The following is a 23391-nucleotide window of genomic DNA, read 5'->3' on the forward strand; positions in this document are numbered from 1 at the left end:
CAAATCTTAAAAGCCTCAAATCAGGCATTTAACAAAGAACCCTTGCAGTAACAACTGCAGGGGTTTCTGCGTTATCAGAAAGTTGGAGGAGCAAAGAGCAAGGAACAAAGAGCAGGGAGCAAAGACTAAAGGATAAAATGGGAAGCCAATAGGGCCAAAAACGAACCACGACAGACGAAAAACGACTAACAACACTCAGATAGCCCCTCTTCTATCTCCAGGATTCTTCGTGTAATCCCTTCACGCGTCCTCCTGAACTTGTTTCAGGATCTTTTTAAAGAGTTAACGAACAACAGCACAACAACAAACGATCCACGGCAGAAATTAGACGAAAAAACAAATACTACACTTCAAAAAACATTAAGGGGAGAAATAAAATTTATTTTTCCCCTCCGTTTTTTATGCGTAATAAGACGTATTCAAATTTATATTTGCTTTTTCAGCCACTTCAATTGGCGCGTAATCAGATAAAATCAATGCCTCACCTTTCTTCACACAAACGTCGTGTTCAAAATGAACAGAGGGTTTTCCATCTGCAGTTCGGATTGTCCAGCCGTCGTCATCTAAATAGACTTCTTTTTTACCCATATTAATCATAGGCTCTATGGCCAGCACCAGATTTTCACGTAGTAAACTTCCAGATCCTTTCCGACCATAGTTCGGAACCTGTGGATCTTCATGCATATCCCTGCCCAGGCCGTGCCCAACTAAATCCCGAACCACACCATAGCCTTGCTTTTCATTATGTGATTGAATCGCATATCCGATATCACCCATTCGCTTCCCGGCAACAGCTTGTTCTATCCCAAGATAAAGAGAATCCTTAGTAGTTTTAACCAGCTTTAAGATTTCAGCAGAAACTTCGCCAATAATAAAAGTATAGGCATGATCTCCGTGAAAACCATTTTTAATCGTACCAACGTCAACAGAAATAATATCACCATCACGCAGTTCTTCTTTAGTTGGAAAGCCATGCACTACTACGTCATTTACAGACGTTATAATATGAAAAGGAAAGCCATTAAAATTGTAAAAAGAAGGAACAGCACCATTATCCATGATAAAAGTATTGGCTAGCTGATCAATTTCCAGGGTTGTCATCCCTGCCTTTAGCACTTTCGCCACTTCAGCTAAAGTATTACTCACCAGTTGCGCACTGATTTTCATAAGCTCTACTTCTTCATTCGTCTTGTAAATAATCATGCCGCAAATATAAACAATCTACGTTTTAAATATTCATCTCAGGAAACTCCGTTTTAGTATTTTGTCTGATACTGGTTGATGGGATTATTCGGAAACTGTTATCCGATCACCAGGATTTAAATTATACCTGTCATTTAAATGAATAAATATATAATCTTCAGAGATTTTATTTCTACTAAATAAAATTCTCTTTAAATAAGGCAAAATCTTCACCAATGCCGGATTTAACAATAAATGTATTTAGATGATAATGTAAATGAGCCAATTAAAAAAGCAAATCTTTAAAAATTAAATTTGTAAGCTTTTTGCTTTTTTAGATTTTAACACTATTTTTATTTTATAAACTTTAAAGTAATTATCTACAACATGAAAAACGGTACAGTAAAATTTTTTAACACAGAAAAAGGATTCGGATTTATTAAGGAAGAAAATGGCTCAGAAATCTTTGTTCACGTAAGTGGACTTATCGACAAAATCAATGAGAATGATAACGTCGAATATGAAGTACAAGAAGGAAAAAAAGGATTAAACGCAGTTAAAGTGAGAGTCGTTTAAAATAATATTTTTTGAACTTTAAACAGGCCCATGGCCTGTTTTTTTGTTTATCATTGTTTATTGGTTCTCCTACTAAATTGCAAACCTTCACTATAATGTTGGATCATCCATGTCCAAACTATCAATGCGATATAACAAAGTCGCTTAACTTATGCAGAGACAATATCTAATGACCTGTTATTTTAAGCTTCATCAGGATAACTATTCTTAATTCGAATGTTTCAAACTTTAATCATTTCGGCTTGTTGTTATACCATCTACCAATTATAAGATTATAATTTATTATGGAAAATCAAGAAAAAACAGTTGAGGTATTAAATGACCTTATTGAGATTAACAATGACAGAGCAGACGGTTTTGATAAAGCAGCAAGCGATTTAAGTGAGGAAAATATCGATTTAAAAGTAACTTTTGATAAACTTTCATCTGATAGCAGAACAAACGTTACTGAACTGGCTGGTTTAGTAGGCCGAAATGGTGAAAACCCGGATACTGGTAATACCGTTTTGGGAACCTTACACCGTGCTTGGATAGATATCAAAGCGAGTTTTGGAGGCGATGATCGCCACAGTATTTTGGCTGAATGCGAACGGGGCGAAGATGCCATTAAAAAAGCATACAAAGATGCACTTCAGGAAAATGATCTTGGCGAAAACGTAAGATCAGTATTATTGAAGCAACAAGATGCGATCAATATCAGTCATGATGCTATTAAAGCGCTAAGAGACGCACATAAGGCATTATAAAAAATGCTTATAATTTTAAAAGCTATTGCGAATTGCAATAGCTTTTTTTATGCTCCAACATATCTCTGTTTTATTTTAATTCGTCACATCAGTTAGTGTGGACCCGGAAACTAATCAGCGATAGTTAAATTGTTTGGGATCTCAGAATTACAACTCCTGGAGAAGTGAATTCGATCGGTGAATATCGATCTTTGATATGTCAACGGCGGTAAGTCCGTAAGATGTTAATTTGATATTAAAGATTATTGGATCGCCAACTTGTATATTTGTACCAAGATCTTTCAGGCAACAATGAATGTCCTGTTCGTTTGCGTCGATTATTTTTCCACTTCCTTCATTCGGATTTATAGAAATCAATATACCTTTTCTCATTTTAATTTGTTCATGCAAATATATGGGACGTTATCTTAAATGTTTTTTCTAAATAATAACAAAAATAAAGGTCAACTGCATAAATTACAGTTTAGTTCACTAATTTAGATAGATTTTATTACAAAAATAAGCGGATTAGATAAAAATGATGTAAATTTTTGTTATTTGAACCAATTAATGACGAAAATGATTTATCTAACTCCCAAATTTCATGGCATTTTCAGCTTTGTGTTTGTTTTTTAATCTGCTGAGTGTTTCTTCTCTCATCACCAGATAACTTGCCAGGATTCTTGCAGGTAGCCTGTATTTTCCGCTTGCATTGAAAATTCGATAACGGTAATCCGCAGAAGGCAGACGGCAGAGTCTTGATTCATCAACCAGTTTTTGATATTTCATACAAAATATCTTTCTCGCCATTATATCTACCTCCGGATATTTCTCGTAAAGCTTTTCAATAAAATCTTTAGGAAGTAAAATCAGTTCGGAGTCGTAGATCGTTTCCAGGCCTTCACTTTCGAGATAATGTGAAATTTCGGTAAAGCCAATTATTTCGTCTTCGCCATATAATGAAAGCGTGATTTGTTTATTTTCAATAGTGGTGTACTTTCTTAATGTTCCACTAGCGATGAAGATCGCATTGCAACCGGCAATCCCACCAGGGTGGAGGCGGGTGTTTTTGCAGACAGATAAGGTGATAGCATTTTCCCGAAGTAGCCCAACGAGTTCATCTGATACAGGTGCCAGCGCACGGCAAAAATTAATTAAGGGATCAAGTTTCATTTCGCACGTTTGATAATAATGAAGAGCATGCGTTGCAAAGCTATACCTTTTTAATCTTAGATTCCTAAATAAACAATAATGAATAGAGGTGATTTAAGAGAATATGATGCGTTATTCTTACTTCTGAATTAATGCATTTTTTTTCCTTACAAATACGAAGACGTTAGCCTAAACATAGGTTTACGTTAGATTTATAAACGATAAATGAAATAAGATAATTGATGATCAATGTAAAAGGATAACTATATTTTAAAATTGTCTATTATAGTTTTAATTTATTGATCTGTTTTAAGTTGCTTATTGTATGGTAGTTAAGTGTTTGTTTTCTGTATTGCCACTATATAGATAATGGTGTTGCCAGGATGAATATAACAATCCTAAGTTTCACAACCATAAATAGTCAACTCCACTAAGTATTAAAAATTTCTTAAATATTGGCCTTTTTTGTAGTGGCTTTACAAATACACATTAATCCTCAGAAAGTCACCAATCGTCTATTTCATCATACCTTATAAATGTCAATTTTTTGGTGGTCAGGAGTTTTAGAGATCAGCTGAAATTTTTTCTTTCGCAAGAGATAAATCATCTTGTGAAAGTTCAAGTTGTTCATTTTTCAGCGCTGCTGACGGCATGTATTTCAAATCTACACACATTGGGAAATGGTCTGAGCCACAACTCGCTAATCTTTTAATGGAGCTTAATGCAAAATCAGTTGAGCAGAAAATGTGATCTAGCGGAAAACGAAGCAGCCAATATTTTGCGTTGAAGCTATTAAAGAAACCGCGTCCACGCCTTGGATCTAATAATCCACTCACTTTGCCAAAGAGTTCTGTGGTGTAGCTCCACGCCACATCGTTCAAATCTCCCATCACCACAACTGGTAGATTAATGTCTTTCGCCTTTGCGGCAACGATTAGTATTTCCTGATCTCTTTCTGTACTCCTCGGATTTTCCTGCGGAACGGGTGGTTCGGGATGTAAGCAAAACAATTTCACTTTCTGTCCTGACCTCAACTCAACAGTTGCTTCCATAGAAGGAATGTCAGACTTTACCAGATAGTTCACTTTTACATCAGTTAACGGCAATTTTGAATATAATAACATTCCATAGGTATTTTCTAACGGAGCTTTAAGCTGATGCTGATATGTTTTTTGGATGGAATCCATTTCATCTTGCCACCACTTATTTGTTTCTACCATTAAAACTACATCCGGTTCGCATAGTGCAATCAGGTTATGGTAATCCTTAGACTGGCGGTTTTCCTGATAAACATTGGCAATTAAAATTTTCAGATTATCAACGCCATCACTTCTTAAACTGGTGATTATTTGTTTTTTTCCTAATGCCGTGAATGGAAAAACAAGGTATATCAGATAACTCAGGTTAATAAGCAAACCGATTAAGACTACCCAATCTTTAGTATCTTTTGGAAAAGAAAAGTATACCGTTACAGCAATCAAAACAATATTTATCGAAAGTTTCTGCAGTCTTGGATATTCGAAAACCCTGAAGATCCAAAAATCATGGCGAATGAAGGGAATGACTGTCGATAAAATGACGATTATGCTAAAGTAAAAAAGAATGTCGTGTGTCAAAAGGAATCCGGTTCTTAAATGTACGTAGCTTAACAAGCAACATCCTAAAATGTTCTGATACTATAAAAGGGGAAAATCAAAAGCATGAAGATCCATCAGGATACCTTATATCTTAATCGATAATTTATGTTTGTGAAGATTGATAAGTGATTGGTAAATAACTTATTGGGCTATCCTGCAGCGGAAAATTGCCTGGTATCCGTTAAGCTAATTGTGAAATCATATTTTTTCAATTCGTAGGAAATGGCTAATGCCTGCAACTCGTGCAATTCCTCAAAATTAAAAATGTTTTCTGGTGTTGCTGATGAAAGCGATTTAATTCGTGTGATGATTTCACGGTAAGTTTCGTGATTGCTGATTTCGTTCATTTGATGCGATAAATTCTGCTTGTTAACAATTTTTAAAACGAAAAGGTTTTATGATTCAGGCAATATATTTGGGTAATAAGTTATCATTTTGAGAAGATGATTCAGTTCTCTATCCGTACTTGTATCAATAGCTAATAGATGATATAAAATATTTCCCGGAATGCTAAAACTATCGAGTAACGTTATTGGTTAACAAAGGGTGAAAACGTTAAATACTATGGAAAAGCGCATCTACGTGTTAGAGGATAATGATGATATTAGGGAGATTGTATCCATTCTTTTGCAGGAAGAAAATTATGAGGTATTTGCTTTTTCTAATATAGCTGCATTTCGTTCTGGCGTTGCAAAGGGTAAACCTGCAGATCTGTTTTTATTAGACGTAATGCTTCCTGATGGTAACGGAATGGATTATTGTAGTGAGCTGAAGTCTTCGCCGGTTACCGCCCGTATGCCAGTGGTGGTGATGTCGGCCAATTTTTCCAACAAGGAAATAAATCAGCGTTGCTTTGCAGATGATTATATTCATAAACCATTTGAAATAGATGATTTTGTGAAACGCATTTCTGCTCAAATCCATTAACAGATCAGCGAGCCTAATATTTCACTTCATCATTAACGCTATCTGATTGAACGAAAAATAGTTTTGCATTCAAAAAGCAAATCACAAGTAGCTAATAAATCCAAAGCCTTTCCAAATTTCAGTTACCATAATTTTATTTGGTAGGGCAAGGAGCTGACCTTAAAAATTGATTGCCATAATCAGGATAATTGTAATTAAGTTTGCAGCCGAATTGATGAGCGAAAGAAATAACGAAAACTTATTCCCGAAATATTATGCAAAACTAAAGGGATTTGCGATTCGTATCCGTTACAGTGAATACCTGAGTGATGCGCTTAGAAATACGGTTGCCATCATCATTCCGCTGGTTGCTTTAGCCTATTTCGGACAGTTGCTTGCGGGTATAAGTATCAGTATAGGGGCGCTGTTTATGAGTTTGTGTGATATTCCCGGCAACAGGCGGGATAAGCTTAGCGGTGCAATTGTGGCTATCTTATCACTTGCCCTTACTTCATTTGTCATCTCTCTGAGCTTCGCCAATTCTTACCTGGTGGCGATCACCGTAGTTGTGATCACATTTTTATTTGCGATGCTTTCTGTATTTGGTAATCGCCTTTCTTTAATCGGGCTTATCGGTACTACATTAATCGCTTTCACACTTGGTCTCCATCCTAAGCAACCCTTAATTTTTAGTACGTACATTGTTATTGGTGCTGGCTGGTATACCTTAATTAGCTTAACTCAAATTTATTTATGGCCGTATCGGTCATTGCACCATGCCATTTTCGAAGCGATCCAGGGTACAGTAGCCTTAATGGAATTGCGGGCAAGTGCTTATCATGAAGGTGTTAATCTTCGGGATTTTAATGCGCAAAATATCATCCTTCATTTAAAATTAAATGCCAGGCAGGAGCTGATCAGAAGTCTATTGCTGAGGGATCGCATTGCAATGTCTGCTGAAAACAAATCCGGGAAAAAGCTTTTAGCCGCTGCGCTGGATATTATCGATCTCTATGAACAAGTAACCGCAATTCATCATGATTACGGTGAGATTCGGGCAGCCCTGGCACCGACGGATGCATTACCTAAAATACTGGAAACGATTGCTCAGCTTACGAAGAAACTGGAATACAGTGCCGTGGAATTTTCTAATGCAAAATCTTCCCCTTATGAATTGATATCCCGGCAACAAATTGAAAATAGAATAGGCGAATTATTGCTTATTTCGGCAACATTGCCTGCTGAAAAGGGAAATTTATTGACAGGGATAGCCAAAAACCTGCAGGATATTTCAGCGATAGTAGAACGTTTATCTGCAGGTTACCGACTGGATTTACCAGACACCGACATTATTGAGACAGAAGTTTACAAAGATTTTATCCCGGAGGCACCATTCAACTGGCAAAATGTACTTTCACATTTTTCTTTGCACTCGCCGGTATTTCGGTTCGCACTTCGTTTAAGTCTTTTGTGTTTAATCGCAATCCTGCCAACCTTACTTTTTCCTGATCAACGGTATAGTTATTGGCTTTTATTAACGGTGGTTATTGTGAACAGACCGGGTTTCGGTTTAACCAGAATACGCAATACGCAGCGCTTATGGGGTACTTTAATTGGCTTATTAATCGGGCTTTTACTTGCTTTTGCTTCAGCTTCACTGCAGTTGGGATTGGCCATATTGGGCTTGCTTGGCTTTTTTCTTTTTAACCGTACGCACTATATGTGGGGCGTAGCCTGCGTAACCGTAATGGTTGTTTTGGCGCTGAATGTATATCATGGTCATGTATCGCAAATTATCAGCGATCGGTTGTTGTTCACGCTAGTCGGCTGTGGACTTTCCTATATCTCTATTTTTATCTTTCCGATTTGGGAAACTCCGAGGATTAAAGCTTTAATTTCAGATTGCCTGGCTGCAAGCCGTCACTATTTATTTTGCGTGGCTTCAGAGCGGAAGGGTTTTCTAAACTATCATTATCGAACTAAGCTGGCCAGAAAAGATGCCTACATCAGCTTTGCTTTTTTAAGTGAGGCTTTACAATCGATCAAAAAGGAACCGCTAGCCAGGGCGATCGATTTGAGTGGGCTGGAAGATATTCAGGTTTTGATTTACCAATCTAACGGTGCAATAGCAGCACTTTCGCTGGCAAAGCAAGTGGATTATGCTTTAAGCAACGAAGCATTTGATGAATGTTTAAATAACCTTGATTACTGTATTACTGCAGCACCATCTGTTGATCTTACTGCCCTTGCTGCTAACAGTCAAAATCAAATCCATTCTGAAATGTTGCTTCGCACGCTTACCCAGCGATTAAAAACATACTTTAAATAGCGATTCCTAAATCGAAACAGGCTATTTCAGGTTTCATTCCGATCACTGGAATGGTATTTGTACCGTCCTCATAAATTATATTATGGATACGCAACAAATAAAAAATACTGCACGGATACTTTTAGGGGCTGGATTAATCGTAGCCGGGATTGGACATTTAACTTTTGCCAGAAAGGAATTTCAGGCGCAGGTTCCGGACTGGGTTCCTTTAAAAAAGGATGATACTGTTGTTTATTCGGGTTTTGTAGAAATTGCACTGGGTACAGCATTAGTTGTCGCGCCAAAAAAATACAGATCTGCCGTTGGCATTCTGGCAGCCTCACTTTTTGTAAGCGTTTTTCCTGGAAACGTATCACAATATACCAATAAACGAGATGGTTTTGGGTTAGATACGGATAGTAAACGATTAACAAGACTGTTTTTTCAGCCGGTATTGGTATTTTGGGCCTGGAAGAGCACCAGGAAATAAGGATCACTATTTTCTGATAATTTTTAATTAATAAATTCCCGGCTATACAATTCGTTATATTTGATAAACGAATTGTATAAGTATGAAATTAAGCCAATTTTTTAAATTTCTTGTACTGGTAACTTTATTTCCTGTTGCCGCATTTTCTGCCAGTGTTGATACGGTGACCACCTATAGTAAGGTAATGAAGAAGGAGATTAAGGCTGTTGTGGTTAAACCAGATGCCTATTCTACGGTAAAGAAATTCCCTACGTTATATCTATTGCATGGCGCCGGAGGAAATTTTTCTGACTGGGTGAAGCAGACGCCAGACCCGGAAACTGTTAAACGTTTAAGCGATGAATTATCAATGGTAGTGGTTTGTCCAGACGGAGGCGTAACCAGCTGGTATTTTGATAGTCCGATTGATAAAACCTATCAATATGAAACCTATGTTTCATCTGAGCTGGTGAGTGATATTGATCAAAAGTATTCCACTATAAAAGATCGTTCCGGTCGTGCAATTACTGGTTTAAGTATGGGTGGTCATGGTGCTTTATATCTGGCTTTTCGCCATCAGGATGTATTTGGTGCCTGTGGAAGTATGAGTGGAGGTGTAGACCTCCGTCCGTTTCCAGAAAACTGGAACATTGCCAAACGCTTTGGGAAATATAATGAAAACCCCGAACGCTGGGAAGCCAATAGTGTGGTGAATTTAACACACTTATTAACGCCAAATAAACTTTCCATTATTATCGACTGTGGTTCTGGTGATTTCTTTTATAAGGTAAATGTTGCGCTACATGATAAACTCTTAGACCGTAACATTCCTCACGATTTTATCATTCGCCCGGGTGTACACAATTTCGCGTATTGGGGGAATGCGATTGCCTACCAGATGCTCTATTTTAGCAAATTCTTTAAGCGGGATCAGCAATAAAAAGCTTCTAAAAGAAGAACGGGCCAAAGGTAAAACTACCTCCGGCCCGTATCTAAATTAACGCTCTCGGGACGAAAGTAGAAGTTTTATGGTTACTTTCCAAATCAAATTTCAGCTTTGGTACGTTCTTCATAATTTCTTCATCTTGTTGTTGGCTGGTTATGAAGCTGAAATTATTTACGATTTAAAATTATTTAAATGATAAAACCTTTGATATCAATAGAATACTGTCCGCGGTGTGGGTGGATGCTTCGCTCTGCATATATGGCGCAAGAGCTTCTCAGCACTTTTACAGAACAACTAACAGGTGTAACTTTAATTCCAAGTGAAACGAGTGGAACGTTTCTTATTTCGATAAATGACCAATTGATTTTCGACAGGAAAGAAGCCGGCCGCTTTCCCGAAATAAAGGAGTTGAAGAAATTGGTTCGTGATTATATAGATCCGGATATGAATCTTGGACACACCGATCGATAAGATTCTTAAGGTCTTTCATCATCCTCTTATTGTTTTACTTTAATGCCCTTGAATTGAATGTCCATTCCTGAAACGAATCAGCTTCGGCAAACAATGATCTGGTTTTGAAGTTATATCTCTGTCAGAAGATAACAGAATACTAAAATGGTTTACTTCCGGCAGGCTAAAACAACAAATATGAAACACTACGATGCAATCATCATTGGCGCTGGTCAGGCAGGAGTTCCACTTGCAAAAAAAATGGCTGAAGCCGGGAAAAAAACAGCGATTATAGAGAAACGTTACGTTGGCGGAACTTGTATAAATGATGGCTGTACACCTACAAAAGCAATGATCGCATCTGCGAAAGCGGCCTATCAAGCCAGGAAGGCTTCTGAACTTGGGGTAATGGTAAGTGATGTTACCGTTGATTTAAAAAAGATCAAAAAACGGGCAGATGGTATAGTCGGAATTTTTAAAGCGGGTGCAGAAAATGGAATAGCCGAAACCAAGGGATTAAAACTCTACATGGGCGAGGCAAGTTTTATTGGTGAAAAGGAGATCGTGGTAAAAAGTAAAGATGGGAGCGAAGAAAAGTTATCTGCTGATTTAATTTTCATTAACACCGGCGCCAAAACGATTATTCCTGATATTGATGGCATTAACGATGTGGACTACCTAACCTCTACCACTATTCTTGATTTGGAAGAAGTTCCTGAACATCTTGTAGTGATTGGAGGAAATTATATAGGTTTGGAATTTGGGCAGATGTTTAGTCGTTTTGGGAGTAAAGTAACCATTTTGGAGCAATCACCTGTTATTCTTTCCAAAGAGGATGAAGATATTTCAAAAGCAGTTACAGCATTTTTGCAAGAGGAAAAGATAGAAGTCATTACTGGTACAAAGATTAATCATATCGGTTGGAAAGGCGATCAGATAGAAATTTCTGAATCAACAGGCAAAAAAGATAAAAAAATTAAAGCCAGCCATTTATTGGTTGCCGTTGGACGGGCACCGCAAACGAAAAATTTAGGTTTGGAAAATTGCGGCGTAGAAACAGATGAACATGGGCATATTCTGGTAAATGATAAGCTGGAAACGAATGTAAAGGGTATTTATGCATTAGGAGATGTAAAGGGCGGACCTGCTTTTACGCACATTGCATACAATGATTACACTATCGTTTACCGCAACCTGATTAAAAACACCGATCTGTCTACCAAAGGCAGACCTGTACCTTATTGCATGTTTACTGATCCGCAACTGGCCAGAATTGGCCTTTCGGAAAAACAGGCTAAAGAACAGCAATTGGAATATGAAGTAGCTGTATTGCCGATGAAAAACGTAGCGAGGGGAATTGAAACCAATGAAACTGTAGGATTGATGAAGGCTATTGTAGACAAAAAAACGAAGAAGATACTTGGCGCAGCAATCCTGGCTTCTGAAGGCGGAGAAATTATGTCTGTATTGCAAATGGCAATGGAAGGTGGCATTACTTCTGAACAGATCAGATATAGGGTATTTGCTCATCCAACATATACCGAATCGTTAAATAATCTGTTTATGAAAATCCATAAATAATAAATATGATCAGATTAGATCAGGTGAGTAAATCCTTCAAAGATACAGCAGCTGTTAAATCAGTTTTCTTTGAGGTAAATGAAGGAGAAAACCTCATCCTTTTGGGCACTAGCGGATGTGGTAAAACCACTACGCTAAAAATGATCAACCGGTTGATTGAGCCTGATGAGGGTAAGGTAACCATTAATGGAAAAAATGTTGCCAATGAAAATCCTGAAATTTTAAGACGGGGAATCGGCTACGTTATGCAAAACAATGGTTTGTTCCCACATTATACCATTGGAGAAAACATTGCAACAGTTCCTCAGCTTTTGAAATGGGATAAAAATAAGACACAGGAAAGAACGACAGAATTATTAAGCAAACTTCATCTTCCTGCAGATTGTATCAGCCTTTTTCCGCATGAGCTGAGTGGCGGACAGCAGCAGCGGGTAGGTTTGGCGAGGGCATTGGTGGCAGATCCGTCAGTTTTGTTGATGGATGAACCATTTGGCGCTTTAGACAACGTCACCCGCGCAAGCATCAGGAAAGAATTCAAGGCCTTAGAAGAATTAAAGCGCAAAACAATTGTGATGGTTACACATGATGTTCAGGAAGCATTTGAATTGGCAGATCGGATTTGTTTAATGGATAAGGGCGAAATTATCCAGATTGGAACGCCTCAGGAACTCTTGTATCATCCCATAAATGACTTTGTAAATAATTTTATGGAAAGCGAACGCATTACGCTTGAGTTTAAAATCACTACGCTTAAAGACCTATGGAATAAGTTACCAGATGAACAGTCTTCAAATGCCAAAACAGTTGATCAGCAGTTAAGTATATGGGATACGCTTAATTATTTCCGCTCCGGCGTTGATAAGATCTCATTTGCTGACGATAGCGGAAGGCAAAAATCAATTGACATCAATACCCTTAATTCGGCGTTTATCAGTTATCAAAATTTGCAACAGCATGGATGAACCTCAACAAAATTTGTGGCAGTTCATGTCAGAACAGTCTGATAAGTTATTAAATCAAACTTTTCAGCATCTCGGACTTACCTTTATCTCTCTCTTCCTGGCCGTTGCTATCGGCTTGCCATTAGGGATTTTGATCGCAAGAAAAAGAAAATTGTCTGGCTCTGTTCTGGCTGTAGCAGGGATTTTGCAGACCATTCCCAGCATTGCTCTACTGGGTTTTATGATCCCGCTACTTGGAATAGGCGCAAAGCCAGCAATAGTGGCCTTATTGATTTACGCATTATTACCCATCATCAGAAATACTTATACCGGAATTGTGGGCATTAGCAGCGAAGTGAAAGAGGCAGCAAAGGCCATGGGGATGAGCGAAATGCAAATTTTATTAAAGGTGGAATTACCGATTGCCATGCCTGTGATTTTAGCAGGAATCAGAACGGCGACAGTGATCAATGTTGGGGTTGCTACGCTGGCATCATATATCGCTGCTGGCGGTTTGGGAGAATTTATTTTTGGCGGAATATCGCTTAATAATACCAATATGATTCTCGCAGGTGCCATTCCCGCGGCTTTACTAGCGATCATTCTCGACGCCCTATTGGCGGTTATTCAAAAGATGGACTTCAAAAAATTCAGAAAGTTCTTGTACGCTTTTCCAATAGTATTTCTTATACTCGGTGCTTTTTATCTGTTGCCAAAAGCATATGGAAGCTCGCTCACTGCTGGCTTCACCCCCGAGTTTATGGGAAGGCAGGATGGGGATTTAGGTTTAAAAAAGGAATATGGATTGAAAATCCACACCATTGTCATTAGTGATGCCGTAATGTATAAAGCGGCCTATGAAAAGAAATTGGATGTAATTAGCGGTTATTCTACTGATGGGCGTTTGAAGGCATTTGACCTTACGATTTTAAAAGACGATAAAGGCATTTTTCCGCCATACTACGCGGCGCCCATTGTAAGGGAATCATCTTTGAAAAAGTTTCCCGATTTAGAAAGCGTGCTCAATCTCCTGTCTGGTAAAATTACCGATTCGATTATGACGGATCTTAATTACAGAACTGATTATCTTAAACAAACGCCCGAACGGGTAGCAAAGGATTTTCTAATCAAAAATGATTTGTATAAATCGCCAAGGGGGGGCAAAAATGGCGTAATCAGGATTGGATCTAAAATCTTTGGAGAGCAATATATTCTCGCAGAAATGTATCGGATGCTGATCCAGGGAAATACGGATTATGACGTAGCCACGAAAACTGGTTTGGGCGGCACCAAAATTTGTTTCGATGCCTTAACCAATGACCAGATTGATTTTTATCCGGAATACACCGGTACAGGTTTATTGGTTTTGCTTAAGCCAGATCCAAAGATTTTTAAAAGTATTACGCATGATAAGGATAGCACTTATCAATACGTAAGCAAACAATTTTCTGAACAATTTAAAATTAAATGGCTTAAACCAATAGGTTTTAACAATTCGTACGCTTTAATGATGCGGAGAAAACAATCAAAAGATCTTGCTGTTATTAGTATAACAACATTACAGCAATATCTAGATAAAAATTAATGAATTTAGTTGATCAATTCCTGACCATCAGGAAATATACTGAATCGATTTGTGAGCCTTTGCAGACGGAAGACTATGTGGTTCAGCCGGTAGAGGATGTAAGTCCTCCGAAATGGCACCTCGGTCACACCACCTGGTTTTTCGAAACGTTTATTCTCAAACCTTACGCTGCAAATTACCGCGAATATAATCCCGATTATAATTTTGTATTTAACAGTTATTACGAAACAGTTGGAGCAAGGGTAATTCGTACCGATCGGGGCAATTTGAGCCGGCCAAGTGTGAATGAAATTTACCAGTACCGCCATTATGTAGATGAGGCCATGACTGGTTTTTTAAGCCTACCCGTTACCGAAGAGATCAAAGAACTGTTGGTTCTTGGCTTCAATCACGAACAGCAACATCAGGAACTTTTACTTACAGACATCAAATACATTCTGGGAAATAATCCATTGTTTCCTATTTATTCTGCTGAATGGAAGGAACATGAGGAGATAACAAATCAGTCGGTTTTCGTTTCCATCGCTGAAGGTGTGTATGGAATTGGCTACCAAGGAGATGAATTTTGCTTTGATAATGAATTAAACCGGCATCAGGTTTATTTGCAGGACTTTCAGGTGAGTTCGGAACTGGAAACCAATGGGGCCTATCTGGATTTTATTAATGCGGGTGGTTACACCAATTTTAACTACTGGCATGCTGAAGGTTGGGATTGGGTGCAAAAGAATAAAATCAACGCACCCATGTATTGGCATCAGGTAGAGGATAAGTGGTTTAATTATACTTATGCAGGTTTATTGCCGATAAATCCTGCTTATCCGGTAACACACATCAGCTATTATGAAGCGTATGCTTTTGCCAGCTGGAAAGGCATGCGTTTACCAACCGAATTTGAGTGGGAAGTGGCCGCGCAGCAGTTTAACTGGGGTAAAAGATGGGAATGGACGGAAAGTGCTTACCTGCCTTACCCGGGTTTTAGTAAGGCGCCGGGAGCCATTGGAGAATACAACGGAAAGTTTATGGTGAACCAGAAAGTGCTTCGCGGTGCTTCTGTAGCTACGCCGGAAGATCATGGCCGCGTTACTTACCGGAATTTTTTCCACCCACATTTAAGATGGCAGTTTACAGGGATTCGCTTAGCAAAATAAGATTTACATGAGCACAATTATTTCAAAACAAATTATTCCAGTTTCATCCTTATTTTTAAACGATGTTTTGGAAGGCTTAACGGCTGAAAAGAAGTATTTAAGTTCTAAATATTTTTATGATGAAACTGGTGACCGAATTTTTCAGCAGATCATGGAAATGGATGAATATTACCTTACCGATGCGGAGATGGAGATTTTGAAGCACCAAACAGATGCGTTAGCTGATGTAATTGCTGCTGATCCGGGTGCGTTCGATCTTATTGAATTGGGTGCCGGTGATGCAACAAAATCGGTTCATTTATTACAGGCATTGCTTAATCGCCAGCTGGAATTTACCTACCTGCCCATTGATATTTCACAGCATGTCATCGAAGATTTGGAAGAGAATTTACCTAAGAAACTACCTGCATTAAACGTAGAGGATTTAAATGGTGATTATTTTGCCATGGTAAAGAAAGCGAAAAGCCTATCAGATCGTCGCAAGGTTTTGCTGTTTATGGGAGCCAATATTGGCAATATGGATGTTGCAGAAGCAAAAGAATTTTGCAAGGCTTTAAGAAATGAATTGTCGGTAGAAGATCTGCTGATTATTGGTTTTGATCTCAAGAAAAATCCACGTCAGGTTCTGGCGGCGTATGATGACGCAAATGGGATAACGAAGTCTTTCAATTTGAATTTACTGAGCCGCATTAACCGGGAACTGGGGGGAGATTTTGAAATCGATCACTTTGATCATTACGCCAGTTATGATCCCGAATCCGGCGCTTGCAAGAGCTATTTGGTTAGTTTAAGGGAGCAACTGGTCAATATTGGAGACGAAACCATCCGCTTTGCAAAGAACGAGCATATCTACATGGAAATTTCACAGAAATATGCTTTGGAAGAAATTAATGAGCTGGCAACAGATACCGGATTTAAACCAACAGAACACTTTTTTGACCAGCAAAATTATTTCGTTGATGCTGTATGGAAGGTGGGTAAATAAGAATTTACCCACATATATTTTTAAATTTTCTTTCCATCTAATACATCCAGCAGCTTTTGTAAATCATCTTCGGTGTTGTAGAAATGGAAAGAAACCCTCGTTCCCGTACCTCTCGGTGAGCACAAAATTCTGGCATCGGCAAGTTTGTCTACCATGGCCTGATTTAGTTGCATACTCATAATCGTAGATGCATATTGTTGGTTTGCCAGATAATCAGGCAATAAGCCACGATCATTCAGTTTTGTTCTGGCCAGTTTACAGAGTTCTTCAGTTTTCCTTTCAATTTCTGAAATTCCTATACTTTTGATAAAATTTAAACTTTCGTTGAATGATCCGAAATTTAGCGTATCTAAATGTCCGGGTTCGAAGCAAAACGCCAGTTGTTTTTTACCTTTCAAAAATGGCGTATTGGGAAGCGGAGTGTTTTTTCGCTCCTGATAAAGCTGGTTATAGAGTTGATCTGAAAGTAGCACAAAAGCATTACCGTAACCCGCCAAAAGCCATTTGTATCCACTGGATACCAGCGCATCCAGGCCAGAATTTTTAAAATCAAAATCGGTTGTGCCGCTAAATTGTGTTCCATCTCCAATCAGCAACAAATCAGGATAGGTTTGTTTAAGTTTTTTAATAAAATCCGGATTTAAGCGATAACCGCTGATGTATTGTACCACACTAAAAGCAAATGCGGTTGGCTGGTGTTTTTCAATCGCTGCGAGGATATTATCTTCCAGGTGCTCATCAAGGTCAACTTTAAAGTGCTCAAAACCACGGCTCATGATTTGATAGTCGATAGAAGGATATTCATTGTTCAGCAACAAAAAACGGTGTGTTTTCGGTAATCCATCAAGCAGCGTATTAAAGCCGAAAGAGAAATTTTGCGTGAGAAAAACGTTTGGTAAATCTGCCTTAAAAAAACCGGCCACATTTGCTCTTAAGGTTTCTATGATGGGCGATTGCTCCATCCTAAAGGCACTTCCGCCATCAATAAATAATTGATCGTGCTGACTTCGCCATTTGGCCAGTTCCGTAGATAAAAGGCCCGAATTCGCAGTATTTAAATAGGTGTATTTCGATAAAATTGGAAAGGAAGCGGATAGGTTCATGTTCAAAATTAGAAGAAATAATTAGTTTTCAAACGAGTCGCTTTTTTTATGACAAACTATAGGGCTTTTGTATTGTTGTTTGAAAAAGAAATTCAGGTTGATGGAAAAGCAAATGCAAATTTTAGTAGACGAACTTAAAAAGTTGTTAAATGGCGGTGGCGCACATGTTGGTTTTAAAGATGCCGTTGAAGCGATACCTTTTGACGCCCTTGGTGAGAAACCTCATGGTTTACCCTATAGCATCTGGCAATTGGTAAGCCACATCAAAATAGCCCAATGGGATATGCTTGAATTTAGCAAAGATGGTTCGCATCAATCTCCGAAGTGGCCGGACAGTTATTGGCCAAAGGAAACAGCACCATCTAATGAGCAGGAGTGGGAAGATACCTTAAAAGCAACCGATGAGGATTTGCAAAGCTTTATCGCGTTGTTAGACTCGGCCGATATATATGCAGCAATTCCTCACGGAGATGGGCAGTCTGTATTACGTGAAGCATTGCAAATTGCCGATCACAATGCCTATCACATTGCCGAGATTGTGGTAATCAGAAGGTTGCAGGGAATTTGGAAAAGTTAGATTTGATTTATTGACATCAAAAAATATTGAAGGACATTTGCTCTAATTCCGCTCTTTCGGGGTAGATGTCAGCAGAACCAGGTGTTTAATAGCCAGTCAATTACAACTGCCATAAACTACCTCGTCCTGCAAGCCCATCCCGCTTATCTTCAGTTATTTAGTTAGCGTCATCATTGCAACAAGGTATAACACTGGCTTGCAATCTCAAACTCCTCATTAGTTGGGATTACCAAAATCTTAATTTTGGAATCATCGGTGCTGATATCCATCAAGCCTCCATTATAGCGGTTATTACTTTCCCGGTTAATGTTGATCCCTAAAAACTCCAGTTCCGTACAAACAGCTTCACGCATATCTTTGTCATTCTCCCCAACACCTGCCGTAAAAATCACCGCATCAATTCCATTTAATACAGCTGCATAACTACCAATAAATTTTTTGATCCGGTAGGCATAAAGTTCCAGGGAGAGAACAGCATGTTCATCGCCTGCTGCGGCGAGTTTTCGAATATCACGCATATCGCTTGAGCCACCAACGCCTAATAAGCCAGATTGTTTATTAAATAAAGCACTTAATTGCTCCAGGCTGTAACCAGCATGTTCTATTAGATGAAAGATAACAGAAGGATCTATATCGCCTGATCTTGTACCCATCACTAAACCACTCAGCGGACCAAAGCCCATGCTGGTATCAATAGATTTTCCGTTTTTAATTGCGGTAATGCTGCAGCCATTGCCGAGGTGGATGCTGATCAGTTTCGACTCTTTTTTATTTAGCCATTGAATAGCCTGCTCGCTCACATATTTATGGCTTGTGCCATGAAAACCATATACCCGAATGCCTTCTTCCTTGTAATAACGTTCGGGAATAGCATATCTGAAAGCTTGCTGAGGGATCGTTTGATGAAAGGCGGTATCAAAAACAGCCACCTGCTGAGCATTTTTGAAGGTATGTTCCGCTACCTCAATGCACTTTAAATTAACCGGATTGTGGAGTGGAGCAAGAGAAAATAGTTTTTTAATTTGTTCTTTTACGGCTTCAGTAATCAGCGTCGGGCCGGAAAAATGTTCTCCGCCATGCACCACGCGATGTCCTACTGCCGTGATGTCATCTGGCGATGCAATCACGGCAAGTTCTCCTTTGGTTAATAAAGATAGTACCTGCTTTAAGCCTTCGCCATGATCGGCTATAAACGCAGACTTCTCTGAAACAAATTTTTCGTCTCCTTTGAAAACGGTATGTTTAATATAAGAGCCTTCAATGCCAATCCGCTCTACCAATCCACTGGAAATAGGTGCTTTTACCGGCATTTTGAAGAGTTGATATTTCAGGGAACTGCTTCCTGAATTAATTACTAAAATGTTCATTTATACTTATTTAATATCCTGGCATTGAATTGCCGTAATCACAACGGTATTAAAAATATCATCCACCGTGCATCCACGGCTTAAATCATTAATAGGTTTATTTAAACCCTGCAACATTGGGCCGATTGCCAATGCTCCAGTTTCCCTTTGTACGGCCTTGTATGTATTGTTCCCGGTATTTAAATCCGGAAAAATCAGCACACTCGCTCGTCCGGCAACTTCAGAATTTGGCATTTTTTGCTTCCCTATTTTTGGATCTACGGCAGCATCATATTGAATAGGACCTTCAATTTTGAGTTCCGGATGCCGTTGCCTCACAATTGCTGTCGCTTCACGTACACGTTCCACATCTTCGCCTTCGCCGGAGGTTCCGGAAGAATACGATAGCATGGCAATTCTAGGTTCGATTCCAAACTTTGCACTGCTTTCTGCTGACGATATTGCAATTTCAGCTAATTGCTGCGCAGTTGGATTCGGATTTACGGCACAATCGCCAAAAATCGCAACCCTTTCTGGCAGACACATAAAAAATATTGAGGAAACTACAGAAACGCCGGGACGGGTTTTTACGAATTGCAAAGCCGGCCTGATGGTGTGCTGCGTGGTATGAACCGCTCCGGAAACCATTCCATCTGCATCTCCTTTATAAACCATCATGGTACCGAAATAAGAAACATCAGTCATCATATCCCTGGCCATTTCCTGATTCACATTTTTCGCTTTTCGGAGTTCATGCAAAGTCTCCACATAATTATCGTAATGCTCCGAATGCGCCGGGTTATGGATATGAATGGCATTTACATCCAGGTTGAGTCCGAGTCGCTTAATCGAAGTCCCAATCTCAAGCGGATCTCCAAGCAAGGTGATCTCTACAATATCCTGCGCAATTAGTTTTTCTACCGCTTTTAAAATCCTTTCGTCATTTCCTTCCGGAAGAACGATATGTTTTTTCTCTCGTTTTGCCCATTTCACCAGCTGGTACTGGAACATGTGCGGCGTAATGCCCTGATAACTGAACGTGATAATCTTATCATCCAAAGCTTTCAGGTCTACATGTCTTTCAAAGATATCAATCGCCAGTTCAATCTTCTTTTTATTGTCTATTGTAATTTTAGAGTGGATAGAACCGATAGTAGTGGTCGTTTCAAAAGTGCCTTTCTGAACCGATATGATGGGGATAATCGTTTGCAAACCTTCAATCAACCGGATCATTGGCTCATCCGGTAAACTTCCGGCGGTGAGTACAATCCCGCCAATTTTAGGGTAATTGGCAGATAAGTTAGCCTGGAGAGAACCAATAATGATATCGCCACGGTCGCCGGGGGTAACAATAAGCAGGTTATCTTTAATGTGCCGTAAAAAGTTCGGCAACATCATGGCACCCGTTACAAAATTATCAACCTGGTTATCCATCAAGTCTGCGCCGAATAATATTTTTGCATCTATGGCGGCGGTAATTTCCTTCATCGTTGGACTTTGCAAGCCACTTTCTACGGGAATCACCGCAATGAGTAACGCTGAAGGCAACTGGTTCGTCAGGGCCTGTTTAATGCGTTCGGCTTCTTCTGGATTAACCATATTGGCCACCACACCCAGCACCTGAACATCGCGAAGCAGAAAGTTTTTGTAGATATTAATGGCAGATTTAAAAAGCTGACTGGCCGATTTTCCCTTGCCTGAAACCACTATCAGTACCGGAGCGCCGAGGTTTTTAGCCATTAAGGCGTTTGATTCAAATTCAAAAGCACTTCCTTCGCCCAGGAAATCACTTCCCTCAATTACGGTGAAGTCGTAATTATCTTCCATTTTTTTGTACTTGCTGATGATGGTATTAATCATGTTGCCGTTATCATCAGACTGTTGCAGCATATCCTGCCTTGTAAACGCAAAAGCATCTTCGTATTTTACCGGCAGTGAAAAATAATCGAGCATGGCTACTACATGCTCGTCCCGTTTGTCAGGATCTTCCTGTGCAATAATGGGCTTAAAATAACCCACTTTCTGCGTTTTGGCGAGGAGCATGTTAATCATCCCGAAGGCAATCACAGATTTTCCGGTGTAAGGTTCGGCAGATGCAATAAAGATATTTTTAGTCATATATAGAAAAAGAAGGATCTGAATAAATAATGAACTCGTGCCAATATAGTTGGAAATTCTTAAATAAATAAAATTGCCTTTCAGTTTTAAATAATTTTGAAAGTTTAAATGTAATATTCCCGACCTGTGAAATCGGAAAGAAACTATTGTGGTTTAGTACACTGAATGATGATTTTCAACTCAATTGTTAACTGAAAATAAAAATTTCAATTGGAGCAATCACCAGTAAGTCATTTATGTTTTGTTAAACGGTTACTTGGTCTTTTTAAGGATACTTTTGTAACCTGATAAAATTTAATCATATTGAAATGAATCTTAATTCCCTTAAAAATATACCTTATTCAGTGCTCGATCTGGCAACCGTGCTTGAAGGACATCATGCTGCCGATACTTTTAAAACCAGTTTAGAGATTGCACAACAATCAGAAAGTTTAGGTTACAACCGTTACTGGTTTGCAGAACACCATAATATGGCCGGTGTGGCCAGTTCGGCAACTGCTGTGCTCATTGGTTTTATTGCCGGAGGTACGAAAACCATTCGCGTCGGTTCTGGCGGAATCATGTTGCCTAACCACGCCCCATTAATTGTTGCCGAGCAGTTTGGAACCCTGGCTTCACTTTATCCTAATAGAATTGATTTAGGTTTGGGTAGGGCCCCGGGAACGGATCAGGTTACGGCCATGGCCATTAGGGGAGGGAATTTCAATTCTGCTCATAATTTCCCAAGGGATGTAGAACGCCTTCAAAGGTTGTTTTCTGTAGACAACAGGGGGTCGAATGTTAGGGCATTTCCTGGCGAAGGTCTTGATATTCCGATTTGGATTTTGGGTTCCAGTACAGATAGCGCCCGGTTAGCGGCCGAAAAAGGCTTGCCTTATGCGTTTGCCAGCCATTTTGCGCCGACTTATTTTGAACAAGCGATTTCCATTTATAAAAATAATTTTAAGCCTTCCGAATATTTGCAGGAACCTTACGTAATGGCCTGCGTAAATGTGGTGGTTGCAGATACCGATGAGCAAGCTGAATTTTTATCCAGTTCTGTAAAACGCATGTTTTTAGGTGTAATTACGGGTAAACGTGAGTTGTTAAAACCGGCTTTTGATAATATAAATGGCTATTGGGATAGGATGGAGAAAGAAGCGGTAGAGCAAATGCTTTATTATTCATTTATCGGCAGTAAAGAAACGATTAAACTAAGCCTGGAGGCCTTTGTTGAAAAATACGGCGTAAACGAGGTGATGAGCACTTCGCATATTTATGATCAGCAGGCAAAACTCCATTCCAATAAGCTGTTTTCGGAAGTTTTTAAGTAACCGGTAGTCTGGACTAAAAGGACATTAAGTTCTATGCATTCGTATAGGTAGCGCTTTTAAAACAAAATAATTGGAAACATTTTTTTGTTTCGCTTTAAAACGTTTCGCTTTTTGAATTGGCGAATGGATGAATCAATTAGGGTTGTCACATTGAGGTCTTGCTTGAACCCCTCGTGCGTAATGAATCAAGTTCCAGAAAATAAATTCGTGTTGTCACATTGAGCTTGTCGAAATGCCATGAGTTTTTAGAAAGCCCTTCGACAGGCTCAGGATGAACTGTGTTTAAATCCAAATAATAATTAAAATTTTTCCAAATAATATTTTGTTTTAGGAAGGTTGTAAC

Annotated in this window: 23 protein-coding genes; 14 read left to right on the top strand and 9 right to left on the bottom strand. The window is 39.0% G+C overall.

Features of this window, described 5'->3' with window-relative positions; all coding sequences use genetic code 11:
* Window positions 1-399: 399 nt before the first annotated feature.
* A complete protein-coding gene (map, locus tag GJU39_RS21080; RefSeq protein ID WP_154282983.1) occupies window positions 400-1203 on the bottom strand; it encodes a type I methionyl aminopeptidase in 804 nt (267 codons plus the stop codon).
* A 366-nt stretch (window positions 1204-1569) separates the two neighbouring features.
* Between map and GJU39_RS21085 the strand changes: the two genes are divergently transcribed.
* A complete protein-coding gene (locus GJU39_RS21085) occupies window positions 1570-1758 on the top strand; it encodes a cold-shock protein (RefSeq protein WP_154282984.1) in 189 nt (62 codons plus the stop codon).
* A 284-nt stretch (window positions 1759-2042) separates the two neighbouring features.
* The gene (locus GJU39_RS21090) at window positions 2043-2504 is read left to right on the top strand and encodes a PA2169 family four-helix-bundle protein (RefSeq protein WP_154282985.1); all 462 of its coding nucleotides are present in this window, start codon (window positions 2043-2045) and stop codon (window positions 2502-2504) included.
* 147 nt (window positions 2505-2651) lie between these two features.
* Here the strand turns inward: GJU39_RS21090 and GJU39_RS21095 are convergent, their stop codons facing one another.
* The 4 genes from GJU39_RS21095 to GJU39_RS21110 form a co-directional block, all read right to left on the bottom strand.
* Window positions 2652-2876: a hypothetical protein gene (locus GJU39_RS21095; protein WP_154282986.1), complete on the bottom strand. Its 225-nt coding sequence runs from the start codon at window positions 2874-2876 to the stop codon at window positions 2652-2654.
* Between the two features lie 195 nt (window positions 2877-3071).
* Window positions 3072-3656, bottom strand: coding sequence for a Crp/Fnr family transcriptional regulator (locus tag GJU39_RS21100; RefSeq protein WP_154282987.1), 585 nt, complete (start codon window positions 3654-3656; stop codon window positions 3072-3074).
* 542 nt (window positions 3657-4198) lie between these two features.
* Window positions 4199-5251, bottom strand: a complete 1053-nt coding sequence (locus GJU39_RS21105; protein ID WP_154282988.1) for an endonuclease/exonuclease/phosphatase family protein — start codon at window positions 5249-5251, stop codon at window positions 4199-4201.
* A 170-nt stretch (window positions 5252-5421) separates the two neighbouring features.
* Window positions 5422-5619 carry a hypothetical protein gene (locus tag GJU39_RS21110; protein WP_154282989.1) on the bottom strand — a complete coding sequence of 66 codons (198 nt, stop codon included), beginning with the start codon at window positions 5617-5619 and terminating at the stop codon, window positions 5422-5424.
* A 217-nt stretch (window positions 5620-5836) separates the two neighbouring features.
* Here GJU39_RS21110 and GJU39_RS21115 point away from each other — a divergent pair, with 217 nt between their 5' ends.
* The 10 genes from GJU39_RS21115 to egtD all read left to right on the top strand — a co-directional run bounded on the left by GJU39_RS21115 (window position 5837) and on the right by egtD (window position 16591).
* Window positions 5837-6199 carry a response regulator transcription factor gene (locus tag GJU39_RS21115; protein ID WP_154282990.1) on the top strand — a complete coding sequence of 121 codons (363 nt, stop codon included), beginning with the start codon at window positions 5837-5839 and terminating at the stop codon, window positions 6197-6199.
* A 214-nt stretch (window positions 6200-6413) separates the two neighbouring features.
* Entirely contained in the window at window positions 6414-8507 is a 2094-nt protein-coding gene (locus GJU39_RS21120) for an FUSC family membrane protein (protein WP_154282991.1), read from the top strand.
* A gap of 82 nt (window positions 8508-8589) precedes the next feature.
* On the top strand, window positions 8590-8976 hold the full coding sequence (locus GJU39_RS21125; RefSeq protein WP_154282992.1) for a DoxX family protein: 387 nt from the start codon (window positions 8590-8592) through the stop codon (window positions 8974-8976).
* 82 nt (window positions 8977-9058) lie between these two features.
* Window positions 9059-9895: an alpha/beta hydrolase gene (locus GJU39_RS21130; RefSeq protein WP_154282993.1), complete on the top strand. Its 837-nt coding sequence runs from the start codon at window positions 9059-9061 to the stop codon at window positions 9893-9895.
* Window positions 9896-10093: 198 nt separating this feature from the next.
* Window positions 10094-10372 carry a SelT/SelW/SelH family protein gene (locus tag GJU39_RS21135; RefSeq protein WP_154282994.1) on the top strand — a complete coding sequence of 93 codons (279 nt, stop codon included), beginning with the start codon at window positions 10094-10096 and terminating at the stop codon, window positions 10370-10372.
* A gap of 177 nt (window positions 10373-10549) precedes the next feature.
* Window positions 10550-11932, top strand: coding sequence for a mercuric reductase (locus tag GJU39_RS21140; RefSeq protein ID WP_154282995.1), 1383 nt, complete (start codon window positions 10550-10552; stop codon window positions 11930-11932).
* A 5-nt stretch (window positions 11933-11937) separates the two neighbouring features.
* Entirely contained in the window at window positions 11938-12894 is a 957-nt protein-coding gene (locus GJU39_RS21145; RefSeq protein ID WP_154282996.1) for an ABC transporter ATP-binding protein, read from the top strand.
* On the top strand, window positions 12887-14458 hold the full coding sequence (locus GJU39_RS21150) for an ABC transporter permease/substrate-binding protein (protein ID WP_154282997.1): 1572 nt from the start codon (window positions 12887-12889) through the stop codon (window positions 14456-14458). Before GJU39_RS21145 ends, GJU39_RS21150 begins: the two co-directional genes overlap by 8 nt.
* Window positions 14458-15606 (top strand): ergothioneine biosynthesis protein EgtB, encoded by a 1149-nt coding sequence (gene egtB / locus GJU39_RS21155; protein WP_154282998.1) that lies wholly within the window; start codon window positions 14458-14460, stop codon window positions 15604-15606. The genes GJU39_RS21150 and egtB overlap by 1 nt, the downstream gene beginning before the upstream one ends.
* A gap of 7 nt (window positions 15607-15613) precedes the next feature.
* Window positions 15614-16591: an L-histidine N(alpha)-methyltransferase gene (gene egtD / locus GJU39_RS21160; protein WP_154282999.1), complete on the top strand. Its 978-nt coding sequence runs from the start codon at window positions 15614-15616 to the stop codon at window positions 16589-16591.
* Between the two features lie 20 nt (window positions 16592-16611).
* Here the strand turns inward: egtD and GJU39_RS21165 are convergent, their stop codons facing one another.
* Window positions 16612-17694: an aminotransferase class V-fold PLP-dependent enzyme gene (locus GJU39_RS21165; protein ID WP_154283000.1), complete on the bottom strand. Its 1083-nt coding sequence runs from the start codon at window positions 17692-17694 to the stop codon at window positions 16612-16614.
* A 100-nt stretch (window positions 17695-17794) separates the two neighbouring features.
* Here GJU39_RS21165 and GJU39_RS21170 point away from each other — a divergent pair, with 100 nt between their 5' ends.
* The gene (locus GJU39_RS21170) at window positions 17795-18271 is read left to right on the top strand and encodes a DinB family protein (RefSeq protein ID WP_154283001.1); all 477 of its coding nucleotides are present in this window, start codon (window positions 17795-17797) and stop codon (window positions 18269-18271) included.
* Window positions 18272-18441: 170 nt separating this feature from the next.
* Here GJU39_RS21170 and GJU39_RS21175 read toward each other — a convergent pair whose 3' ends face one another.
* Both GJU39_RS21175 and pta read right to left on the bottom strand, forming a co-directional pair.
* Window positions 18442-19638 (bottom strand): acetate/propionate family kinase, encoded by a 1197-nt coding sequence (locus GJU39_RS21175; protein WP_154283002.1) that lies wholly within the window; start codon window positions 19636-19638, stop codon window positions 18442-18444.
* A 6-nt stretch (window positions 19639-19644) separates the two neighbouring features.
* Complete coding sequence (gene pta / locus GJU39_RS21180; protein WP_154283003.1) at window positions 19645-21735, bottom strand: phosphate acetyltransferase; 2091 nt, start codon at window positions 21733-21735, stop codon at window positions 19645-19647.
* Between the two features lie 308 nt (window positions 21736-22043).
* Between pta and GJU39_RS21185 the strand changes: the two genes are divergently transcribed.
* Window positions 22044-23048: an LLM class flavin-dependent oxidoreductase gene (locus tag GJU39_RS21185; protein ID WP_154283004.1), complete on the top strand. Its 1005-nt coding sequence runs from the start codon at window positions 22044-22046 to the stop codon at window positions 23046-23048.
* Between the two features lie 145 nt (window positions 23049-23193).
* Here the strand turns inward: GJU39_RS21185 and GJU39_RS23670 are convergent.
* On the bottom strand, window positions 23194-23391 hold a 198-nt coding region (locus GJU39_RS23670; RefSeq protein ID WP_209437702.1), incomplete at its 5' end, for a hypothetical protein.

It is taken from the genome of Pedobacter petrophilus, from assembly GCF_009674725.1.
In the GTDB taxonomy this organism is placed as follows: Bacteria; Bacteroidota; Bacteroidia; order Sphingobacteriales; family Sphingobacteriaceae; genus Pedobacter; species Pedobacter petrophilus.

Bases quoted from the DNA above. Each gene is read 5' to 3' on its own strand.
- egtD (WP_154282999.1), top strand. From the start codon at position 15,614: ATGAGCACAATTATTTCAAAACAAATTATTCCAGTTTCATCCTTATTT.
- GJU39_RS21125 (WP_154282992.1), top strand. From the start codon at position 8,590: ATGGATACGCAACAAATAAAAAATACTGCACGGATACTTTTAGGGGCT.
- GJU39_RS21170 (WP_154283001.1), top strand. From the start codon at position 17,795: ATGGAAAAGCAAATGCAAATTTTAGTAGACGAACTTAAAAAGTTGTTA.
- pta (WP_154283003.1), bottom strand. From the start codon at position 21,735: ATGACTAAAAATATCTTTATTGCATCTGCCGAACCTTACACCGGAAAA.
- GJU39_RS21140 (WP_154282995.1), top strand. From the start codon at position 10,550: ATGAAACACTACGATGCAATCATCATTGGCGCTGGTCAGGCAGGAGTT.
- GJU39_RS21085 (WP_154282984.1), top strand. From the start codon at position 1,570: ATGAAAAACGGTACAGTAAAATTTTTTAACACAGAAAAAGGATTCGGA.
- GJU39_RS21175 (WP_154283002.1), bottom strand. From the start codon at position 19,638: ATGAACATTTTAGTAATTAATTCAGGAAGCAGTTCCCTGAAATATCAA.
- GJU39_RS21100 (WP_154282987.1), bottom strand. From the start codon at position 3,656: ATGAAACTTGATCCCTTAATTAATTTTTGCCGTGCGCTGGCACCTGTA.
- GJU39_RS21090 (WP_154282985.1), top strand. From the start codon at position 2,043: ATGGAAAATCAAGAAAAAACAGTTGAGGTATTAAATGACCTTATTGAG.
- egtB (WP_154282998.1), top strand. From the start codon at position 14,458: ATGAATTTAGTTGATCAATTCCTGACCATCAGGAAATATACTGAATCG.
- GJU39_RS21185 (WP_154283004.1), top strand. From the start codon at position 22,044: ATGAATCTTAATTCCCTTAAAAATATACCTTATTCAGTGCTCGATCTG.
- GJU39_RS21120 (WP_154282991.1), top strand. From the start codon at position 6,414: ATGAGCGAAAGAAATAACGAAAACTTATTCCCGAAATATTATGCAAAA.
- GJU39_RS21145 (WP_154282996.1), top strand. From the start codon at position 11,938: ATGATCAGATTAGATCAGGTGAGTAAATCCTTCAAAGATACAGCAGCT.
- map (WP_154282983.1), bottom strand. From the start codon at position 1,203: ATGATTATTTACAAGACGAATGAAGAAGTAGAGCTTATGAAAATCAGT.
- GJU39_RS21130 (WP_154282993.1), top strand. From the start codon at position 9,059: ATGAAATTAAGCCAATTTTTTAAATTTCTTGTACTGGTAACTTTATTT.
- GJU39_RS21110 (WP_154282989.1), bottom strand. From the start codon at position 5,619: ATGAACGAAATCAGCAATCACGAAACTTACCGTGAAATCATCACACGA.
- GJU39_RS21115 (WP_154282990.1), top strand. From the start codon at position 5,837: ATGGAAAAGCGCATCTACGTGTTAGAGGATAATGATGATATTAGGGAG.
- GJU39_RS21165 (WP_154283000.1), bottom strand. From the start codon at position 17,694: ATGAACCTATCCGCTTCCTTTCCAATTTTATCGAAATACACCTATTTA.
- GJU39_RS21150 (WP_154282997.1), top strand. From the start codon at position 12,887: ATGGATGAACCTCAACAAAATTTGTGGCAGTTCATGTCAGAACAGTCT.
- GJU39_RS21095 (WP_154282986.1), bottom strand. From the start codon at position 2,876: ATGAGAAAAGGTATATTGATTTCTATAAATCCGAATGAAGGAAGTGGA.
- GJU39_RS21135 (WP_154282994.1), top strand. From the start codon at position 10,094: ATGATAAAACCTTTGATATCAATAGAATACTGTCCGCGGTGTGGGTGG.